The organism is Streptomyces tateyamensis (assembly GCF_003205575.1).
Taxonomy (GTDB): domain Bacteria; phylum Actinomycetota; class Actinomycetes; order Streptomycetales; family Streptomycetaceae; genus Kitasatospora; species Kitasatospora tateyamensis.
On the sequence record NZ_PYBW01000291.1, the window covers coordinates 1474 to 1889 of the forward strand.

The following is a 416-nucleotide window of genomic DNA, read 5'->3' on the forward strand; positions in this document are numbered from 1 at the left end:
GGTGGCCGAGGTGCTGGACTTCGCGGCCCGCCAGGTGGTGCCCCGACTGGCCGCCACCACCGACGAGCTGGACGCGGTGATCCACGCGCTCGGCGGCGGCTTCGTGCCCGCCGGCCCGTCCGGCTCGCCGCTGCGCGGGCTGGTCAACGTGCTGCCGACCGGACGCAACTTCTACTCGGTGGATCCCAAGGCGGTGCCCTCGCGGCTCGCCTGGGAGACCGGGCAGGCGCTGGCCGCCTCGCTGGTCGAGCGCTACCGGGCCGACAACGACGGCGCCTACCCGCCCTCGGTGGGCCTCTCGCTCTGGGGCACCAGCGCGATGCGCACCGCCGGTGACGACATCGCCGAGGCCTTCGCACTGCTCGGCATCCGGCCGGTCTGGGACGACGCCTCGCGCCGGGTCACCGGCCTGGAGG

At 75.5% G+C, this 416-nt stretch carries 1 protein-coding gene; it reads left to right on the forward strand.

The genetic code is table 11. The features are described from left to right. Window positions 1-416 (forward strand): cobaltochelatase subunit CobN (locus C7C46_RS37070; protein WP_245985328.1); only part of this gene is annotated, 416 nt, incomplete at both ends.